The organism is Bacillota bacterium, assembly GCA_013178125.1.
GTDB lineage: Bacteria > Bacillota > SHA-98 > Ch115 > JABLXJ01 > JABLXL01.
The window spans coordinates 106227-125820 of record JABLXJ010000012.1; the positions used below are offsets into that span (position 1 = coordinate 106227).

A 19594-nucleotide genomic window follows, 5' to 3' on the forward strand; every position below is an offset into this window, starting at 1 on the left:
CGCGGTCGCCCGGGCCGGGGCCATGCGGTCGCCCGCCATCCCTATTTACAGGTTCAAGGCTTCCAGCGGGCCGGCCCGGGAACAGCAGCATTAGATAGCGTTACTCGATGATCGAGGTTACGACGCCCTTCCCGACAGTCCTGCCACCCTCACGGATTGCGAAGCGCAGCCCCTCCTCCATGGCGATGGGTGTTATAAGGCTTATCGTCATCTTGATGTTATCACCGGGCATGACCATTTCCACGCCGTCCGGCAGCTTGACATCGCCGGTAACGTCCGTTGTCCGGAAGTAGAACTGCGGCCTGTAACCATTGAAGAATGGGGTGTGCCGCCCTCCCTCTTCCTTGGACAGGACATAGACCTCGGCATGGAACTTGGTATGGGGCGTGATCGATCCTGGTTTCGCCAGGACCTGCCCCCTCTCGACCTCATCCTTTTCAATGCCCCTGAGGAGGACGCCGATGTTATCGCCGGCCACGCCCATATCCAGAGTCTTCCGGAACATCTCGACGCCGGTCACGACGGACTTCTTGGTCTCAGTGCTCAGGCCCACGATAACGACCTCGTCCCCGACCTTCACCGCGCCCCGCTCAACCCTGCCGGTTGCAACCGTGCCACGGCCCGTGATGCTGAATACGTCCTCAACGGGCATGAGGAATGGCTTATCGGTATCGCGCTGCGGGGTCGGGATATAGTTATCGACCGCGTCCATGAGCTCCAGTATGCCGCCGCACCACTTGCACTCGCGCTGCCCGCAGCCGCACTCCAGGGCCTTGAGAGCCGAGCCCCTGACAAAGGGTATCTCATCGCCCGGGAACTCGTTCTTGGAGAGGATATCCCTGACCTCCATCTCCACCAGGTCAACCAGTTCGGACTCTCCCTCCATCCTATCGACCTTATTGAGGAAGACGACTATATACGGCACGCCTACCTGCCTTGCAAGAAGCACGTGCTCACGCGTCTGGGGCATCGGGCCATCTTCCGCCGACACGACGAGTATGGCGCCATCCATCTGGGCCGCGCCGGTGATCATGTTCTTGACATAATCAGCATGCCCGGGGCAGTCGACGTGGGCATAGTGTCTCTTATCGGTCTCGTATTCCACATGCGCTGTCGCGATGGTGATACCGCGCTCCCTCTCCTCCGGGGCGTTGTCAATCTCATCGAACTTCTTGTATGTCGCCTTGCCCTGCTTGGAGAGAACAAGCGTGATAGCCGACGTGAGAGTCGTCTTGCCATGGTCGATATGTCCTATGGTTCCAACGTTGACATGTGGCTTCGTCCTCTCATACTTTTGCTTAGCCATACATCCTTCCTCCTTGACCTCGTCATTTGATCTTGGCTATAACATTTCTTATTGTGAAGCCGCGCCGGAGGGCGGGCAGCCTCCGCCGCGACCTGACACCTAATCTGGCTCCCGCCCGTGTTTAACTCGCCGCGCCGCGCGCCGTTAAACGTTCGGCGATGCTGGCGGGGACCTCCTCGTACCCGAGTAGCTTCATCATATAAGTTCCCCGCCCCTGGGTCACGGACCTGAGGTCTGTTGCGTATCCGAACATCTCGGCCAGCGGGACATTTGCACGGACGATTTGCATATCGCCGCGAGCCTGCGTCCCCTCGACCCTACCCCTACGTGAAGCGATATTGGCTATGACGTCACCCATGAATTCCTGCGGGACTACCACCTCAACGTCCATGATGGGCTCCAGTAATACAGGATGCGCCCTCCTCGCACCATCCTTGAATGCCATCGATGCCGCTATCTTGAATGCTATTTCCGAGGAGTCGACCTCGTGGTAGGATCCGTCCACAAGAGTCGCCTTTACATCGACCACCGGGTATCCAGCTATGACGCCGCTCTCCATGGCCTCCCTGACGCCAGCCTCGACGGCAGGGATATACTCCCTGGGGACGGCGCCGCCCACGATCTTGTTGGTGAATTCGAACCCCTTGCCCGGTTCATTGGGCTCCAGCTCGAGCCATACGTGGCCATACTGGCCACGCCCTCCCGTCTGCCGGACGAACCTGCCCTCGCTCTTGATCCTTCCTCTGATGGTCTCCCTGTAGGCAACCTGCGGTTTTCCCACATTGGCCTCAACCTTGAACTCGCGCAACAGCCTGTCAACAATTATCTCCAGGTGGAGCTCGCCCATGCCGGATATAATGGTCTGGCCGGTCTCCGCATCCGTGCGCACCTTGAAGGTTGGATCTTCCTCAGCAAGGCGCATGAGCGATATGCCAAGCTTATCCTCATCGGCCTTGGTCTTCGGCTCAACAGCGACCGACATAACAGGCTCGGGGAACTCCATGGCCTCGAGCACGATCGGGTGCTTTTCGTCACACAGCGTATCGCCTGTGAAGGTATCCTTGAGGCCAACCGCAGCAACGATATCGCCGCTTGCCGCCATCTCAGCCTCCTCACGGTGATTCGCGTGCATCCGCAAAATGCGCGCAACCCGCTCCTTCTTGCGCTTCAAGGGGTTATAAACATACGACCCCGCTGATATCTTCCCCGAGTAGACCCTGAAGTAGGCCAGTCTCCCCACATAGGGGTCCGCAACTATCTTGAAGGCCAGCGCCGCAAAGGGTTCATCCACGCTCGGGTGCCGCTGTTCCTTCTCCTGGGTATCGGGGTTGATGCCCTCAACTGGCGGCAGGTCGGTCGGTGCCGGGAGATAATCAACAATCGCGTCAAGCAGGGGCTGTACGCCTTTATTCCTGAAGGCCGAGCCACACAGGACCGGGACGAGTTTGCCTGCAAGGGTTCCCTTCCGCAGGGCCTGCTTGATCTCGTCCTCACTTATCTCTTGGCCCTCGACATATTTGAGCATGAGCTCATCATCCACTTCCGCGACGGCCTCGAGAAGGGCTTCGCGCTTTCCGGCCGCCTCCTGCTCCACCTCGGGTGGTATTGGGGCAACCTCGAGCTCCATCCCGAGATCATCCTTGTAGATGATGGCCTTTTGCGCTATCAGGTCGACAACCCCTGTAAACGCCGCCTCGGCACCCAAAGGGATCTGAATCGGCACCGGGTTAGCCCCGAGCTTCTGTTTCATCTCGCCGACAACACGGTCGAAGTCAGCGCCGACTCTGTCCATTTTGTTGACAAAAGCCATCCGGGGAACATTATACCTATCCGCCTGGCGCCATACGGTCTCCGATTGAGGTTCCACGCCTCCAACTGCGCAAAACACTGCTACCGCTCCATCCAGGACCCTCAACGACCGCTCGACCTCTACTGTAAAGTCCACGTGCCCGGGTGTATCTATAATGTTAATACGATGATCCCGCCAGTGGCAGGTGGTAGCCGCCGAGGTAATGGTAATTCCCCTCTCCTGCTCCTGGACCATCCAGTCCATGGTAGCTGACCCCTCGTCGACCTCGCCGATTCTGTGAACCCGGCCAGTGTAGAAGAGGATTCGCTCAGTCGTTGTAGTCTTGCCAGCGTCGATGTGAGCCATTATACCTATGTTTCGCGTCTTTTCCAGTGGAAAGCTTTTACCCATGCCGATTCCCTCCCTTCCATTGGCCGACTTCGCATACACTTCGCATACTAAGCATGCTAAACCCGCTTCACCCGGCCTACCACCTGTAATGTGCGAAGGCCTTGTTAGCCTCGGCCATCCTGTGGGTGTCTTCTCGTTTCTTCACTGAGCCGCCAACTCCCTGTGCGGCATCCATAATCTCTCCTGCAAGCTTTTCAGCCATGCTCTTCTCGGATCTTTCCCTTGCGAACTGGACCATCCATCGCAAGCCAAGAGCGGTTCTCCTATCTGGCCTGACCTCAATAGGCACCTGATAGGTGGCACCACCGACTCTTCGAGGCTTGACCTCGAGAACCGGCATAACGTTTTTGAGGGCGCGATCAAATATCTCGAGAGGATCTTTGCCGGTCTTCTCGCGAATGATATCCATGGCCCTGTAGAAAATACCTTCCGCAATCCCCCTCTTGCCTCTCATGAGGAGCCTGTTGATCATCGCGGTAGCTAATTTGCTCTGATATACAGGATCCGGGATTAGTTCGCGCCTCCCAACTTTACCACGCCTCGGCATTTGCCCACCTCCATTTCAACCTTGTGTTGCGTGTTATGACTTGGGTCTCTTCGCTCCGTATTTGGATCTCCCCTGGCGCCTGTTCTGGACCCCGGCTGCATCCAGCGTGCCGCGAATGATATGGTACCTCACGCCCGGGAGGTCCTTGACCCTGCCGCCCCTTATCAATACAACCGAGTGCTCCTGCAGGTTATGGCCTATGCCTGGTATATATGCCGTGACCTCAAGGCCGTTGGTGAGGCGGACCCTAGCGATCTTCCGCAATGCAGAATTCGGCTTTTTGGGCGTGGTGGTCCTCACGACCGTGCAGACGCCCCGCTTCTGCGGTGAACCCTCGGCGTAGCTGGTCTTGCGCGTATAAGAATTGTAAAGCCAGCGCAAAGCAGGTGCCGCAGACTTCTTCTCGACCTTCTCTCTACCCTTGCGAATAAGCTGACTGATCGTCGGCATCCATTACACCTCCTCTCTCAAATCCTCAAAAAATCTCTGACTATATATCTTTGACTATCTCACGAATCACTGCCCCAAGACACAATCTTGCCCCTTGCACCAGGCGGTGGAAGGGGCAAGTCTCATGCCGGTATCCTCTCTGTCAGTCCTGCAGTATTGCAGCGGCTGCTGCCCCAACCTCTATCCCACAAGCCTTACCAAGCTGTGTCATAGTGTCAATGTTCACAATGGGAACACCCTTAGTCTTACACAGGTTCCTGATATTCCTCACAACATGTTCTTCGGCGTCGTCTGCCACGAATACCGTCTTTACGTCTCCCCGTTCGAGAGCCTTGAGGGTCTCCTTCGTGCCCACGGCCTTCCTTCTCGCAGCTCTTAGCTCATCACTGGACATATCGCTCTCTCCTCCCCCAAATACGTTCACTTCGTAATTTAGAGGGATCTTTCAAGGGAAACTCCGCCGTCAGACACTTTGGTATTATAGCATCTCTAATATCCAGTGTCAAGTGAAACCGGCACCACGTCCACGCCAGCCTCGGCCGCCTGCTCGGCAACTTCCTCGGTGGCAACATCCTCCACATCGGGCTCATCCTTCTCCTCATCGCCGCCCACAGGCGCGACCCTGATATTGCGATACCTTGACATCCCTGTCCCACCCGGGATGAGCTTCCCGATTATAACATTCTCCTTGAGGCCCAATAATGGGTCTGTCTTCCCCTTGATTGATGCATCTGTCAACACCCGGGTGGTCTCCTGGAAGGATGCCGCCGAGAGAAAGCTCTCCGTCGCAAGGGATGCCTTCGTAATCCCCAGCAAGACCGGCCTGCCTATCGCCGGCTCCCCGCCCTGCTCCTCTGCCTTTCTGTTGGCCTCTTCAAATTCGAAGATATCGACAAGGCCACCGGTCAGAAGGTCGGTGTCACCGGGCTGGTCAACCCTCCACTTGCGCATCATCTGCCTCACGACGACCTCGATATGCTTATCGTTTATCTCCACGCCCTGTGAGCGGTATACACTCTGAACCTCGCGGAGGAGGTAATGCTGGACAGCTCGCATACCCTTTATCCTGAGGATGTCGTGGGGGTTGACCGAGCCTTCTGTCAACTGATCCCCCGCAGCGACGCGTGCCCCATCCTTGACTTCCAGCCGCGCGCCATAAGGGACGGCATAAACCTTCTCATCACCGTGATCCGTCTGGACCACTATCCTCCTTGTACCCTTCGTCTCACTGATGCGGACCGTGCCGTCGACCTCGCTTATGATAGCCTGGCCCTTGGGCTTCCTGGCCTCAAAGAGCTCCTCGACGCGGGGCAAGCCCCTGGTTATATCGTCGCCTGCAACGCCGCCCGTGTGGAATGTTCTCATCGTCAGCTGGGTGCCAGGCTCACCAATGGATTGCGCAGCGATTATGCCGACAGCCTCGCCCACCTCAACAGGCCTTCCCGTGGCGAGGTTGCGACCATAGCACTTGGAGCACACCCCGTACCTGGTGCGGCAGGTCAGGACGGATCTTATCTTCACCGACGTAATGCCCACACGCTCTATCATACGAGCGTGGTCCTCATTGATCTCCTGATTTTTCTCGACTATAACCTCGCCAGTAGCCGGGTTTATAATATCCTCCAGGGCCAGCCTGCCGACGACCCTATCGCGCAGTGATTCTATAGCCTCGTCTCCCTCGGTTATGGCGCTCACCTCGATGCCATCCTCTGTCCCGCAATCCTCCTCACGGACGATGACGTCCTGGGCGACGTCCACAAGCCTGCGCGTCAGATACCCGGAGTCGGCCGTCCTGAGGGCGGTGTCAGCAAGGCCTTTACGTGTGCCATGGGTCGATATGAAATACTCAAGGACGGTGAGGCCTTCCCGGAAATTCGCCTTGATCGGTAGGTCAATCGTCCGCCCCGACGGGTCAGCAACGAGGCCCCGCATTCCCGCGAGCTGCCTCAACTGCTGCACATTGCCTCGCGCACCGGATGTCGCCATCATATAGACAGGATTGAACTTATCCAAGTGACCCAGCATCGCCTTCTGAACCCTATCAGTTGCCTCCGTCCAGGCATCGATCACAAGCTGGTACTGTTCCTCGCTCGTGATAAGCCCCCTCCTGTGCTGCTGCTCGATCTCATCGACCTTCTTCTCGGTTTCGGCGAGGATATCCTGTTTTTCAGGCGGTATAACGATATCCTCGATTGCAACCGTTGTGCCGGATTTCGTGGCATGTCTGAAACCAGTTGTCTTGATATTATCCAGGATCTCTGCGGTCTTTACATTGCCGTATTTCCGCTGGCACATAGCCACAATCTTGCCGAGGAATCCCTTGGTCACCGGGTGTCGCTCCGGTAACTCCTTGATGATCTCTGCTATAGGTTTCTCGCGATTCCTTATGATATCCTCGAGAATCCCGCCCTCCTCAATGGCGCTATCCGTTGCGTCGTTAATGTACGGGAAATCCTCCGGGAAGATCGAGTTAAAGATGATCCGGCCGACCGTGGTCACCAGGAGCGCATTTTTGAACTCCTCCCTGCGCAGGTTGACCTTCTCGCCACCTGTTCGGACGGCAATCCGCGCGTGGAGCTCGACCACGCCCTGGTCGTAAGCCAGCAACGCCTCGTTGAAGCTTGAAAAGATCTTGCCCTCGCCCCTGGCACCATTCTTCTCCAGGGTGAGGTAGTAAGACCCGAGCACCAGGTCCTGGCCCGGGACGGCTATCGGGCGCCCGTGGGCGGGAGACAGGATGTTATTCACGGATAACATCAGCAGCCTCGCCTCGGCCTGAGCTTCAGCCGACAGCGGGACATGGGCAGCCATCTGGTCCCCGTCAAAGTCCGCATTATACGCCGGGCACACGAAGGGATGAATCTTTATTGCGCGTCCCTCGACAAGCACCGGCTCAAATGCCTGGATGCCCAGCCTGTGCAAGGTTGGGGCGCGGTTCAAGAGCACAGGGTGTTCCCTGATTACCTCCTCGAGGACGTCCCAGACCTCATCCCGCACCCGTTCCACCATCCTCTTTGCGCTCTTGATATTGTGCGCGTAGCCCCGGTCGACGAGCTTCTTCATGACAAATGGCTTGAAGAGCTCAAGAGCCATCTCCTTAGGCAAGCCACACTGGTGCAGCTTCAACTCTGGACCCACGACGATAACCGAGCGGCCCGAGTAATCCACGCGCTTGCCAAGGAGGTTCTGTCTAAACCTCCCCTGCTTCCCCTTCAGCATGTCAGAGAGGGACTTCAACGGCCTGTTGCCCGGTCCGGTTACAGGCCTCCCCCGCCGCCCATTGTCGATAAGCGCATCCACGGCTTCCTGGAGCATGCGCTTCTCGTTTCTAACGATAATATCCGGCGCTCCCAGCTCCAGGAGACGCTTTAACCTGTTATTCCGGTTGATAACCCTCCGGTAGAGATCATTCAGATCCGATGTCGCAAAGCGTCCCCCATCCAGCTGGACCATGGGCCTCAAGTCCGGCGGTATAACCGGGATTACATCCAGTATCATGTATTCGGGCCGATTCTGTGACCTACGAAAGGCCTCTGCGACCTCCAGGCGCCTTATGGCTCGTATTCTCTTCTGCCCGCTCGTTTCCTTGATCTCCTTGCGCAGCTCCCGAGAAAGCTGGTCCAGGTCGATCTCCTTGAGAAGCTCCTTTATCGCCTCGGCCCCCATCCCGGCCTTAAACGCCTGCCCGTATCTCTCGCGATACTCCCGGTATTCATTCTCGGACAACAGCTGCTTCTTACTCAAAGGCGTATCGCCCGGCTCGATCACAATATATGAAGCGAAGTATAATACCTTCTCGAGCGACCTCGGAGACATGTCGAGGAGCAGGCCCATACGGCTCGGGATCCCCTTGAAATACCAGATGTGAGATACAGGGGCAGCGAGCTCAATATGGCCGAGCCGTTCCCTTCGAACCTTGGACCTGGTAACCTCCACCCCGCACTTATCGCAAACGATGCCTTTGTACCTTACCCTCTTGTATTTACCGCAATGGCACTCCCAGTCCCTCGTTGGGCCAAAGATCTTCTCACAGAAGAGGCCCTCCCGTTCCGGCTTGAGAGTCCGGTAGTTTATAGTCTCTGGTTTCTTGACCTCCCCACTTGACCAGGCACGGATCTGCTCAGGGGACGCCAGGCCGATCCTCATCTTGTCAAAATTGTTCACATCCAACAACGGCCTCTCCTCCTCTCTTGAGCTTCCCCTCTGTAACCTTTACAGGCTGCAGGGCTAGACATCTTCATCTTCTTCCTCATCTTCCTCATTATCCTCAATGTCATACCCTTCATCGTTGCCTTCATAATACCCGTACTCGTCGTCACCGGCTTCATCTACAATATCGTCGTCTGCAGTATCATCATCTGTGCTATCATCATCGAGGTCGCTGTCGTAGAGCTCATCTTCCTCTTCCCCGATGTCAAGCCCATCTTCCTCTGTGAGCTCTTCTCCACTGAAGCCTTCCTCTTCGCCCGTTATAACCACGCTCCGGGCATTCCCGGTATTAACCTCGCCCTCGTCATAGATACCCTGGGGCTCCTGGTCTTCATCCAAACCAGCATCAACATCTACATCGATATCTTCCTCTATATCTCCAGCTTCTGTATCCCCTGTATCCTCCTTCTCCTCTTCCTCTTCCTCTTCTTCCGGCGGGGTATACGGTTCATCGCCCTCCCTGCCCTCAATATCTATACCGAGTTCTTTCGCCGTCTCACCGACATCATTGTCGCTCTCGCCTATCTCGATTTCCTCAGCATGTTCGCCAAGGACCTTCACGTCGAGCCCGAGGCTTTGGAGCTCCTTGATCAAGACCTTGAAGGATTCAGGCACCCCCGGCTCGGGGACGTTATCGCCCTTCACGATAGCCTCATATGTCCTGACCCTCCCGACGACGTCGTCGGATTTGACAGTCAAGAGCTCTTGCAGGGTGTAAGCCGATCCATAAGCCTCGAGCGCCCACACCTCCATCTCGCCGAATCTCTGGCCGCCAAACTGGGCCTTGCCGCCCAGGGGCTGCTGTGTCACCAGGGAATACGGACCTGTGGACCTTGCATGAATCTTATCATCAACAAGGTGCAGGAGCTTCATAAGATATGCGTAGCCAACAGTGACCGGGTTATCAAATGGCTCACCCGTGCGACCGTCATAGAGGATCGTCTTACCGTTCTCGGGAAGCCCGTTCTCCTTCAACATATCAACGATTTCATCCTCCAGAGCCCCGTCGAAAACCGGACTCGCAACCGGGGTCCCGGACATCTTGGCCGCCCACCCGAGGTGCGTCTCCATGACCTGCCCGAGGTTCATTCTGGAGGGCACCCCCAGGGGATTGAGCACAACCTCAATCGGGGTGCCATCAGGGAGAAACGGCATATCCTCCTCTGGCAGTATCCGTGCTATCACGCCCTTATTGCCGTGGCGGCCGGCCATCTTATCCCCTTCGGAGATCTTGCGCTTCTGGGCTATATACACCCTCACAAGCTTATTCACACCCGGTCCAAGCTCATCACCATTTTCACGGGAGAACACGTGAACGGCAACAACCTTGCCGGCCTCGCCATGCGGGACGCGGAGAGAGGTATCCCGCACCTCACGCGCCTTCTCCCCAAATATGGCCCTCAAGAGGCGCTCTTCAGCCGTGAGCTCTGTCTCGCCCTTGGGCGTAACCTTCCCAACGAGTATATCACCGGGTCTCACCTCAGCGCCAACCCGGATGATCCCGCGCTCGTCGAGGTCCTTCAGCGCCTCCTCGCCGACATTCGGTATATCGCGAGTTATCTCTTCAGAGCCGAGCTTCGTATCGCGCGCCTCGGCCTCATACTCTTCTATGTGAATGGAGGTGAATACGTCCTCCTTGACGAGCTTCTCGCTTATGAGAATAGCATCTTCGTAGTTGCAGCCCTCCCAGGGCATGAAGGCCACCAGGACATTCCGCCCTAGGGCCAGCTCGCCGTGGTCTGTTGACGGGCCGTCCGCTATCACGCCCCCGGCGGCGACCTGGTCGCCCCTTCGCACGATCGGCTTCTGATTAATGCACGTGCCCTGGTTGGACCTTTGGAACTTCAAGAGCTTATACCGGTCCTCCTGGCCACCGCCGGTTTTTATGACAATCTCGTCCGAGGTGACCCTCGTTACAACCCCCGGGTTTTTCGCGAGGACGACCACTCCAGAATCAACTGCCGCCTTATACTCAATCCCCGTCCCGACCAGGGGTGCCTCTGTCCGGAGAAGCGGCACGGCCTGGCGCTGCATGTTCGATCCCATGAGGGCGCGGCCCGCATCGTCGTTTTCAAGAAACGGTATCAATGCCGTCGCAACGCTGACAAGCTGCTTGGGTGATACATCCATGTAGTCGACCTGGTCTGCGGGCACCATAAGGATCTCATCCTTATACCTCACTGAAACCCTGTTGTGAATGAACCGGCTCTCCTCATCCAGGGGCTCGTTGGCCTGAGCGATGATATAATTATCCTCCTCATCGGCGGTGAGATACGCTATATCGTTAGTTACATGCCCGTTCTCCACCCTGCGATATGGGGTCTCGATGAAGCCGAATTCATTGATCCTCGCATAGGTGCAGAGGGAGCCTATAAGGCCGATGTTTGGACCTTCTGGCGTCTCAATGGGGCACATCCGGCCATAGTGGGAGTGGTGAACGTCGCGCACCTCAAACCCTGCCCGCTCCCTGCTCAGGCCGCCTGGCCCCAACGCGCTGAGACGCCGCTTGTGAGTCAGCTCCGCAAGCGGATTTGTCTGGTCCATGAACTGCGAGAGCTGGCTTGAACCAAAGAACTCTTTCACAGCGGCAACAACCGGGCGAATATTTATGAGGGCCTGAGGGGTGATTACGTCGACATCCTGTATTGTCATTCTCTCGCGGACGACCCGCTCCATCCTGGAAAGCCCGATCCGGAACTGGTTTTGCAGGAGTTCGCCCACGGATTTCAACCGGCGATTGCCAAGGTGATCGATATCATCAGTCTGGCCGATCCCGATAAGCAGGTTCACCAGATAGTTGACCGTCGTCACTATATCCTCCCTGGTGACCGTCTTCACAGTGAGCGGGGGCTGCCCGTTGCCGATGATCTTCACCGAGCGGCCCTCTTCATCCAGGGCGATTATATCGCGTTTATCCCCCCGTGCAAGCATCTCCGTTATCTTTTGCGCCAGCCGGCGGTCCACCTTCTCCCCGGCGGCAACCAAGACCTTGCCTGTGGCGCTATCCACTATATCGCTGGCAGGTCGCAACCCGACCAGGCGATTGCCCATGGCAAGCTTCTTATTGATCTTATGCCGGCCTACTGCGGCGAGATCATAGCGCTTAGGGTCAAAAAACAGCGTTTCAAAGAGCGCCCTGGCGCTCTCCACCGTTGGCGGCTCCCCGGGGCGAAGCCGCTTATATATCTCAACAAGCCCCTCTTCCTCGGACTCTGTATTGTCGCGCTCCAGCGTGCTTCTTATAGCCTCATTCTCACCAAAAAGCTCCAGGATCCTCGCATTTGTCCCGTACCCGAGGGCACGAATCAAAACCGTTGCCGGCAGCTTGCGCGTCCTATCGACCCTTACCCACAGGCAGTCATTGGCGTCCGTTTCAAATTCAAGCCAAGCGCCCCTGTTGGGGATAATGCTGGCCGTAAATATAGGCTTGCCGTTTGAGTCGACCTCGTGGCCGAAATACACGCCGGGTGAGCGCACAAGCTGGCTCACGATCACGCGCTCCGCGCCGTTTATGATGAAAGTGCCCTTCTCGGTCATTAGCGGGAAGTCGCCCATGAAGACCTCCTGCTCCTTAACTTCGCCGGTCTCTTTGTTTATCAACCGGACGCGAACCTTGAGGGGCGCTGCATAAGTGACATCGCGCTGCTTGCATTCCTCGACAGAGTACTTGGGCTCGCCAAGGGAATAATCAACAAATTCAAGGATGAGGTTGCCCGTAAAATCCTGAATCGGAGAGATGTCATGAAAGGTCTCAACCAGGCCCTCGTCAAGAAACCACTGATATGATTTCTGCTGGACCTCAATCAAATTTGGCAACGGGATGACCTCCTCGATTTTTGCAAAGCTCGGGCGCGGTCTCTTTCCCGTTACCGGTTGGATTTCAACTGCCGCCATTAGCTTCTCACTCCCATCTCCCACATGATTTCAGCCGTGGGCCATGTTACGACCTCCAAATCCATATGTTTCCAAAAGTCACAAAAGCAAGGCCCGGGACCACCCACCCGCAGCCTCGCCTCCGGTCCGGGCAAACCACCGGATTTGGAGTCAAATATTGAGAGTCAGGCATTGAGAGATCGAAAAAACGCGTCCATGTTAGTATTGACAACAGCTAGAAGAATTATGTATAATTCTGTTAGAGTAGCGATGGCTGGAAACTCATAGGCTTGGCTTGTCGCATTTTTTAATATTACCACTCATGGTCACAAGTGTCAATAAAAATTCGAGGGGCATTTTGCCCCTCGAATCGTCTCCTGGGCAGTATAAACCTCTCAAGCTCTCTACTTTATCTCGATGGTCGCTCCCGCCTCTTCTAGCTTAGCCTTCATGGCCTCGGCCTCTTCCTTCTTTAATCCCTGCTTGACTGGCTTAGGCGCCCCGTCGACAAGGTCCTTCGCTTCCTTCAGGCCAAGCCCGGTAAGCTCCCTAACGACCTTGAGCACCGGGATCTTCTTGTCGCCGGCGGTGACGAGAATGACATCGAATTCGGTCTTCTCCTCAACCTCAGGCGCGGCCGCAGGGGCTGCCGCCGGACCTGCCGCGACAGCAACAGGTGCCGCCGCGGTAACGCCAAACCTCTCCTCCAACGCCTTTACAAGCTCGGATAGCTCAAGAACCGTCATACTCTCGATTGCCTGGAGAATCTCCTCTTTAGTCATCTGAACCTCATGCTCCTTTTCTCATAAAGTCACGTAAAGACCTGCTCACGTAGAGATCTACCTTACTCTGAACGAATGCTGGGGCTCTAAGCGGCCTAAGCGGCCGCGCCCTCTTTTTGCTTGCGGACCGCATCAAGCGCATAGACTAGCTTTCTCATGCACCCGGAGAGAGCGCCGACAACCCCGGCGATCGGCGCCTGCATGGCTGAGGCCACGCGGGCCAGCATTACCTCCCTTGAAGGCAGCAATGCAAGGGCCTTCACATCATCTGCCCCTATGACCCTGCCTTCAAGTATTCCGCCCTTGATCTCGAGCTCCTTGTGCTCCCTGGCAAACTCGGAGATGATCTTGGCCGGGGCTACGGGATCGCCAAAGCCAAAAGCCATGGCGGTCGGGCCCGAAAGGTAGACATTTACATCGCTGATCGCCGCCTTCTCTGCTGCAAGCTGCGCCAGGGTATTCTTCACTACCTTATAATCGACCCCGGCTTCCTTGAGCCTCCGCCTGAGCTCCATGATATCATGGACATTCAGGCCACGATAATCCGTAAGCACTATCGCCTTCGAGCGCTCGAGCCTTTCCTTTATATCGGCGACCGCGGCCTCCTTTTTAGGTCTTGCCACCCTTGGACACCCCCTTTCGAAATATGTTCGGGAGATAAGAATTGACCCCTGTCGATGGACTAAGACAGGGGTCAATGAAAACACACGGCATGATAACCGGAGATAACAGGGTAATAACCGGAAACAGCCGGCATTTACAGCTTGACTTCGACCTCGGCAGGCGGGCGCCCGGCCCCTTAAGCTCCAGGAGGAGCACCTGCTGTCTTGGGCCATCGCACCACCCGGCCGGCGCATGGCATATAACAGCGCATGGCGTATGGCTTATGGCGCGTCATCTGAAATATTCCCTTTTGCCTCTTTGCCTTGTTTGCCTCGTTAGCCTGGCTACCTCTTTGCCTCCCAGCTCTTCTCCATCCTGGTTCCTTTGCCTTTACCTTTAACTTTCGGCTACCTTTCAGCAGTCATGGTCGCAGCGGCAACAGGGTTTAACTTTATCCCAGGCCCCATGGTGCTCGACAAAACCACGCTCTTTATATACTGGCCCTTGGCAGCTGCAGGCTTGGCCTTGACTATAGCCTCCATTAAAACCGACAGATTGCCAGCGAGCTTCGCAGCATCAAAGGAGGCCTTGCCGATCGGGGCATGAACGATTCCGGCCTTATCCACACGATACTCCACCTTACCGGCTTTAATATCGCGTATCGCCTTGGCAATCTCAAATGTGACCGTGCCAGTCTTGGGGTTAGGCATTAATCCCCTTGGTCCCAGGATTCGCCCCAGTTTACCGACCACGCCCATCATATCGGGTGTGGCGACAGCCATATCGAAATCCATCCACCCACCCTGAATCTTCTCGGCCAGGTCCTCAGCGCCCACGTAGTCAGCGCCAGCTTCCTCTGCCTCCTTTGCCTTCTCGCCTTTGGCAAATACGGCAACCCTGGCGACCTTGCCCGTTCCGTAAGGCAGGACTACAGCTCCCCTTACCTGTTGGTCCGACCGGCGCGGGTCGACACCGAGGCGCACAGAGAGCTCAATAGTCTCGTCGAACTTCCCGGTGGCCGTCTTTTTCACGAGATCGACCGCTTCCTGCGGATCGTAGAGCTTTTCGCGGTCAACCTGCTTTAAAGCTTCTAGATATCTCTTCCCTTTCCTTGCCATAATTATACACCTCCTGTGGTCCAGACGGAGCGTGCTCCTCCCACCATACATGCCTCTTACCCGGATTCTTACCTCATCTATTCTACCCCGGATTCTTACCGGAGCTTACCCAGATTCTTGTTGAAGCAGCCTGGTTTCGCGCTACTCCTCAACCTCGACTCCCATGCTCCTGGCCGTGCCGGCAATCATACGCATGGCAGCATCGACATCAAAGGCATTTAGATCACGCATCTTGAGCTCTGCAATCTCCCTGAGTTTTGCCCTTGATAGCTTCGCGACCTTTTCCCTGTTGGGTTTGCCCGACCCCTTTTCGATCCCTGCCGCCTTTTTGATCAGGAAGGAGGCGGGGGGCGTCTTCAGGATAAAGGTAAAGGAACGGTCCTCATAGATCGTAACCTCAACCGGGATTATAGTGCCGGCATCCGCTGCCGTTTTCTCGTTAAAGGACCTGACGAACTCCATTATATTGATCCCGTATGGTGCCAGCGCAGGCCCAACAGGTGGAGCCGCCGTCGCCTTACCCGCAGGAATCTGAACTTTTACTACAGCTGTTACCTTCTTTTTAGGCATTGACCCGATGCCTCCTTGGTTCCTACCACTATGTCTTTATGTCTTCTATATCTTCTCCACCTGGGCAAAGTCCAGCTCTACGGGAGTCTCTCGCCCGAACATAGATACCAAGACCCTGATCTTTGCCTTGTCAGGGTGGACTTCCTCGATAACCCCTGAAAAGTGCTGGAATGGCCCGGTCACTACCTTCACTGTCTCCCCGACCGAGAAATCCACCCTCGGCCTTGCCTCCTCGACGCCCATTTGCTTGAGGATCAACCTCACCTCGTCATCCCGGAGGGGTATAGGCTTCGAACCCGAACCGACAAACCCGGTGACGCCCGGGGTATTCCTCACGACGTACCAGGAATCGTCCTCCATAATCATCTCGACCAGCACGTATCCGGGAAATACCTTCTTCTTTGAAATCTTCTTCTTGCCATCCTTGATCTCGTACTCTTCCTCGGTCGGGACCAGGACCCTGAAGATTTTGTCCTCCTTTTCCATGGTCTTCACGCGACGCTCAAGGTTGGCCTTCACCTTATTCTCGTAACCGGAATAGGTGTGTATAACATACCATTTCTTGTTAGGATTATCAGTCTCTGGGGTTGAGCTTTGAACTTCGACGTCTAGATCGTTCATGGCTTGCCCACCCCTCTCGTTTCAGGTTCTCATTACTTTATAATTAACCTTAATATCTGTGAAAATACCAGATCAATCAGACCTATAAAGGCGGCCACAATCATTACCGATATAATAACGATCACCGTATATGATATGAGCTCCTTGCGGTTCGGCCATGCAACCTTCTTGAGTTCGGCCCTGACATCCCTCAGGAACCTGCCTACGCGTCCCGCTGCGCGCCCTATGCGTCCTGTAACACTTGCAGCCTCCATACCGGTCCCCTTCCTCAAATCCGACTTACACGGGGTTGCCCCGACTTACGAGGGGTCTCGCCCGGCGACCCTCGCCTGGCGACCCGATCATGCGCCCGGATAACGCAGACAATGCCCGGACAATATAAACATAAACAATTTGGGGTATACTCCAATCTAGCGCATGTCACCCCTGTCGCCGCCATCGCCGCGCTTACCGCGCCTCTTTATGCAGGGTATGCTCCCTACAGAACTTACAGTACTTCTTCATCTCAAGCCTGTCAGGGTCGTTTCGCTTATTCTTGTTAGTCGTGTAATTTCTCCTCTTACATTTCGTGCACTCTAGCCTTATTCCCTCGCGCAATGCATACACCCCCGCCTAGCTCATAACATGCCACCCTTGAAACTTTAGCATATCCAACCCCAGGGTGTCAACATAAATAAAGCCTGCCTCATCATATCACCGGGAAGGACACCTCGTCCGGGGCCCGCTGCACGCGGCCTAAGCCGCCTCCGAACCACCGGGTTATAGACCGGGCAGGCGTCCTGCGCCTGGCAGGACATACACTCCGGTAACCTTGCTCGCAACCACTCACTCGTAACCATACCAGAAAAGAAAAAATGGAGCCCACAACCGGAATTGAACCGGTGACCCCATCCTTACCATGGATGTGCTCTACCTGCTGAGCTATGTGGGCATCTGGTAGCGGGGGCTGGACTTGAACCAACGACCTCCGGGTTATGAGCCCGACGAGCTACCAACTGCTCTACCCCGCGATGACATCTATGGAGCGGGAAACGGGATTCGAACCCGCGACATTCAGCTTGGAAGGCTGACGCTCTAGCCAACTGAGCTATTCCCGCATATAAACATGGTGGAGAGGAGTGGATTCGAACCACTGAAGGCTGAGCCAGCAGATTTACAGTCTGCCCCCTTTGACCAGCTCGGGAACCTCTCCACAGCCACCGTTTTGTTTTCGTCGTCTCGCCGGTGACAAAGATATTATAGCAAGGCCACCGCAAAAAGGCAAGAGGCATTTTTTGCCCGTCCGGCCTCCCTCAATGCCTTCTCCGGTTCGGCCCGCGCAGTTTTCTCCTCCGACAACATGGCTTTCTCGGCGAGATAATTCTTGAAGTCAGAAGAATGCGGCGCGGAAGCTACTTCAATATACCATAACCGATTATTCGATATAGGAGATATCTATTTACCGACGCTCCTCCCTACGAATGAATTCGGGGGCTACCGCGCTGGGAGAGATCGGTGTAGCTGGAGGAGATCGGTGTATCAAAGAGGCCAAGACACCTCTCTGCCGCTAGGGTAACTATCCCGAAAATGACCCAGTTGCTTCCAGAAGAGACATCTTCATTCTCTGTGGTGCCACAACGCGGCATGAGGGTCTAGCATGAAAACTCTGCCTCCTTTATGAGGCGGAGTCTTCACCTTTGTGATAATATTTCTCGAATTTGGTACAGCATAAAAGGAAGGATAAGGTTTAGTGTCGAAATAGCATTATGGGGTCCTGGGCCTCGCCAGCGCGGGCGCGCCCGCGGCGGTCAACTCGCAACCGGCCCTAGCGGGTCAGAATCGCGCCGGCATTGACACAATCCGTGGAACGAATGTCGCGCGGAGGCGGAGGGTGAATAGTAACTTCGACTTTGGAGTCACACTTCGCCCCTGTCGGTCGAATCACTGTAAGTAGAGCTAAGGGAAGGAGATAGCCTTAGTGAGGCTCCCTCGAAGATTGTTCCCATTATCATTCTCAATAGCGCTATTCGTCTTTTTGTTTGCAGGACTGTGTCCGGCTGTGTCAGCAGATGCGGGTGAACAGGGGGATATAATAGCGAAATTAAGCATAGACCTTAATAATGACGGTTATAACGAGAATATAGAAATTCTAAGAACTTCAGATATCGATATGTCCGTCAGATTAATACGGGGCACGAAAAATGGGCAGATTACTGATCTGTCCGAGGAACTACCTTTTGAACATCTTGCTGGCTTAACCGTCTACCCAATAATGGGAGCCACATACCCTCATGCGGTTGTCATTCAAGGTACTGCTGGGGCGCACCGATCATTTCTCAATGTTTATTATATCGGCGAAGATGGTAGGTTCTCAAAACTCTTCGAATGCAGCGGGGATGGTGGGGCCTCTCTCTTCGGCCCATTAGCGGGCGGTGGGTATGGGATAATGGTATGCAGTCGTTTATACGATACCTTGAATCGAGACGAAACCAAGTATTACCATTGGGATGGAAGTGAGTTTGTACTAGTCCGCAGGGAAATAGGATACCATTTTACGGGCAAGTTCGTGTACCCTAGAGATCCTGAGACCGTTGCAGCTGCATACGTCGAGGCAGCGGTATTAATCTAGACCATGAGTTGAAGCAATATATCGGAGCACGCTTTGATGATGAACGAGTCCGGCTTGAACGCCTCGGAGACTTGCTTCATAAACGCTTTGGTGATTTCACAGGAATATGTGTCTCGACCCCGAGCGAACTGAAATCGCCAGGGTCGTGGGCCTCCAAATCCTACACTCTACCTGTGACATTTTTTTATGAGGATGCTGTATCTAAGGAGGCTTCTCTGTTAGTTGAGCTCGATAAAGATGAATCTGGCTCATGGAGGATAATCGACGTCGAAATCTCCGGCTAACCCATTGACTTGGCCCCTATTGTGCTGCGATGAAGCCGAAGGAGAGATGCATGAGCTGAGTAAGCGCTAACCAGCCTGAAGCTATGTTTCAGGGATCCCCGGAATCTATTCCGGAGAGGAGGTCACCTGGCAGGGAAAATACGAGAAAACGCGAACAACCCATCAGAATCCTATATAGAGCGCCGTAAAAACAGAAAGCGAGGCTAAAAGATGAAAAGACGATTTGTAGTTTTGGGAGTCACCCTCTTGTTGGTATGCGCCCTAGCAGCGGTATTCTCCGGTTTTGGCATGAGAGCGTCCGCCATAGACAAAGCAGATATCGATTCCATTGTCGCAGAGAATAATTCCTTTGCCTTTGATCTCTACAGGCAACTCGCAAAAGATAAGGGCAACCTCTTCTTCTCACCATACAGCATCTCCTCC

The 19594-nt window shown here is 55.2% G+C and carries 17 protein-coding genes and 4 tRNA genes; 3 read left to right on the forward strand and 18 right to left on the reverse strand.

The annotated features are described in order from the left end of the window. Positions 1 to 100: 100 nt before the first annotated feature. From tuf to HPY71_11245, 18 genes are all read right to left on the reverse strand, one after another. Positions 101 to 1306: an elongation factor Tu gene (gene tuf / locus HPY71_11160; GenBank protein ID NPV54069.1), complete on the reverse strand. Its 1206-nt coding sequence runs from the start codon at positions 1304 to 1306 to the stop codon at positions 101 to 103. A gap of 121 nt (positions 1307 to 1427) precedes the next feature. Further along, positions 1428 to 3506 carry an elongation factor G gene (gene fusA, locus HPY71_11165; GenBank protein NPV54070.1) on the reverse strand — a complete coding sequence of 693 codons (2079 nt, stop codon included), beginning with the start codon at positions 3504 to 3506 and terminating at the stop codon, positions 1428 to 1430. A 76-nt stretch (positions 3507 to 3582) separates the two neighbouring features. After that, positions 3583 to 4053, reverse strand: a complete 471-nt coding sequence (rpsG, locus tag HPY71_11170; protein ID NPV54071.1) for a 30S ribosomal protein S7 — start codon at positions 4051 to 4053, stop codon at positions 3583 to 3585. Between the two features lie 33 nt (positions 4054 to 4086). Then, positions 4087 to 4503: a 30S ribosomal protein S12 gene (rpsL, locus tag HPY71_11175; GenBank protein ID NPV54072.1), complete on the reverse strand. Its 417-nt coding sequence runs from the start codon at positions 4501 to 4503 to the stop codon at positions 4087 to 4089. A 142-nt stretch (positions 4504 to 4645) separates the two neighbouring features. Next, positions 4646 to 4897 carry a 50S ribosomal protein L7Ae-like protein gene (locus HPY71_11180; protein ID NPV54073.1) on the reverse strand — a complete coding sequence of 84 codons (252 nt, stop codon included), beginning with the start codon at positions 4895 to 4897 and terminating at the stop codon, positions 4646 to 4648. Positions 4898 to 4992: 95 nt separating this feature from the next. Next, complete coding sequence (gene rpoC / locus HPY71_11185; protein ID NPV54074.1) at positions 4993 to 8676, reverse strand: DNA-directed RNA polymerase subunit beta'; 3684 nt, start codon at positions 8674 to 8676, stop codon at positions 4993 to 4995. A 54-nt stretch (positions 8677 to 8730) separates the two neighbouring features. Then, complete coding sequence (rpoB, locus tag HPY71_11190) at positions 8731 to 12606, reverse strand: DNA-directed RNA polymerase subunit beta (GenBank protein ID NPV54075.1); 3876 nt, start codon at positions 12604 to 12606, stop codon at positions 8731 to 8733. A 383-nt stretch (positions 12607 to 12989) separates the two neighbouring features. Then, on the reverse strand, positions 12990 to 13367 hold the full coding sequence (gene rplL / locus HPY71_11195; protein ID NPV54076.1) for a 50S ribosomal protein L7/L12: 378 nt from the start codon (positions 13365 to 13367) through the stop codon (positions 12990 to 12992). A gap of 95 nt (positions 13368 to 13462) precedes the next feature. Further along, entirely contained in the window at positions 13463 to 14203 is a 741-nt protein-coding gene (locus HPY71_11200) for a 50S ribosomal protein L10 (protein NPV54077.1), read from the reverse strand. A gap of 174 nt (positions 14204 to 14377) precedes the next feature. Then, positions 14378 to 15088 carry a 50S ribosomal protein L1 gene (gene rplA, locus HPY71_11205; GenBank protein NPV54078.1) on the reverse strand — a complete coding sequence of 237 codons (711 nt, stop codon included), beginning with the start codon at positions 15086 to 15088 and terminating at the stop codon, positions 14378 to 14380. Between the two features lie 141 nt (positions 15089 to 15229). Further along, complete coding sequence (gene rplK / locus HPY71_11210; GenBank protein NPV54079.1) at positions 15230 to 15658, reverse strand: 50S ribosomal protein L11; 429 nt, start codon at positions 15656 to 15658, stop codon at positions 15230 to 15232. A gap of 45 nt (positions 15659 to 15703) precedes the next feature. Further along, entirely contained in the window at positions 15704 to 16279 is a 576-nt protein-coding gene (gene nusG, locus HPY71_11215) for a transcription termination/antitermination protein NusG (protein NPV54080.1), read from the reverse strand. A gap of 32 nt (positions 16280 to 16311) precedes the next feature. Next, the gene (gene secE / locus HPY71_11220; GenBank protein ID NPV54081.1) at positions 16312 to 16533 is read right to left on the reverse strand and encodes a preprotein translocase subunit SecE; all 222 of its coding nucleotides are present in this window, start codon (positions 16531 to 16533) and stop codon (positions 16312 to 16314) included. A 193-nt stretch (positions 16534 to 16726) separates the two neighbouring features. Continuing rightward, positions 16727 to 16876, reverse strand: a complete 150-nt coding sequence (rpmG, locus tag HPY71_11225) for a 50S ribosomal protein L33 (GenBank protein ID NPV54082.1) — start codon at positions 16874 to 16876, stop codon at positions 16727 to 16729. A 258-nt stretch (positions 16877 to 17134) separates the two neighbouring features. Next, positions 17135 to 17210 (reverse strand) — tRNA-Thr (locus HPY71_11230). A 3-nt stretch (positions 17211 to 17213) separates the two neighbouring features. Continuing rightward, positions 17214 to 17289 (reverse strand) — tRNA-Met (locus HPY71_11235). A gap of 10 nt (positions 17290 to 17299) precedes the next feature. After that, positions 17300 to 17376, reverse strand: a tRNA-Gly gene (locus HPY71_11240). Positions 17377 to 17385: 9 nt separating this feature from the next. Beyond that, positions 17386 to 17471, reverse strand: a tRNA-Tyr gene (locus tag HPY71_11245). Between the two features lie 846 nt (positions 17472 to 18317). On the opposite strand from HPY71_11245, the gene HPY71_11250 reads away from it, so the two are divergent. The 3 genes from HPY71_11250 to HPY71_11260 all read left to right on the forward strand — a co-directional run. Next, positions 18318 to 18887 (forward strand): hypothetical protein, encoded by a 570-nt coding sequence (locus tag HPY71_11250; protein NPV54083.1) that lies wholly within the window; start codon positions 18318 to 18320, stop codon positions 18885 to 18887. 8 nt (positions 18888 to 18895) lie between these two features. Further along, positions 18896 to 19171, forward strand: a complete 276-nt coding sequence (locus HPY71_11255; GenBank protein ID NPV54084.1) for a hypothetical protein — start codon at positions 18896 to 18898, stop codon at positions 19169 to 19171. A gap of 210 nt (positions 19172 to 19381) precedes the next feature. Next, a partial coding sequence (locus HPY71_11260) for a hypothetical protein (protein NPV54085.1) occupies positions 19382 to 19594 on the forward strand: 213 nt, incomplete at its 3' end.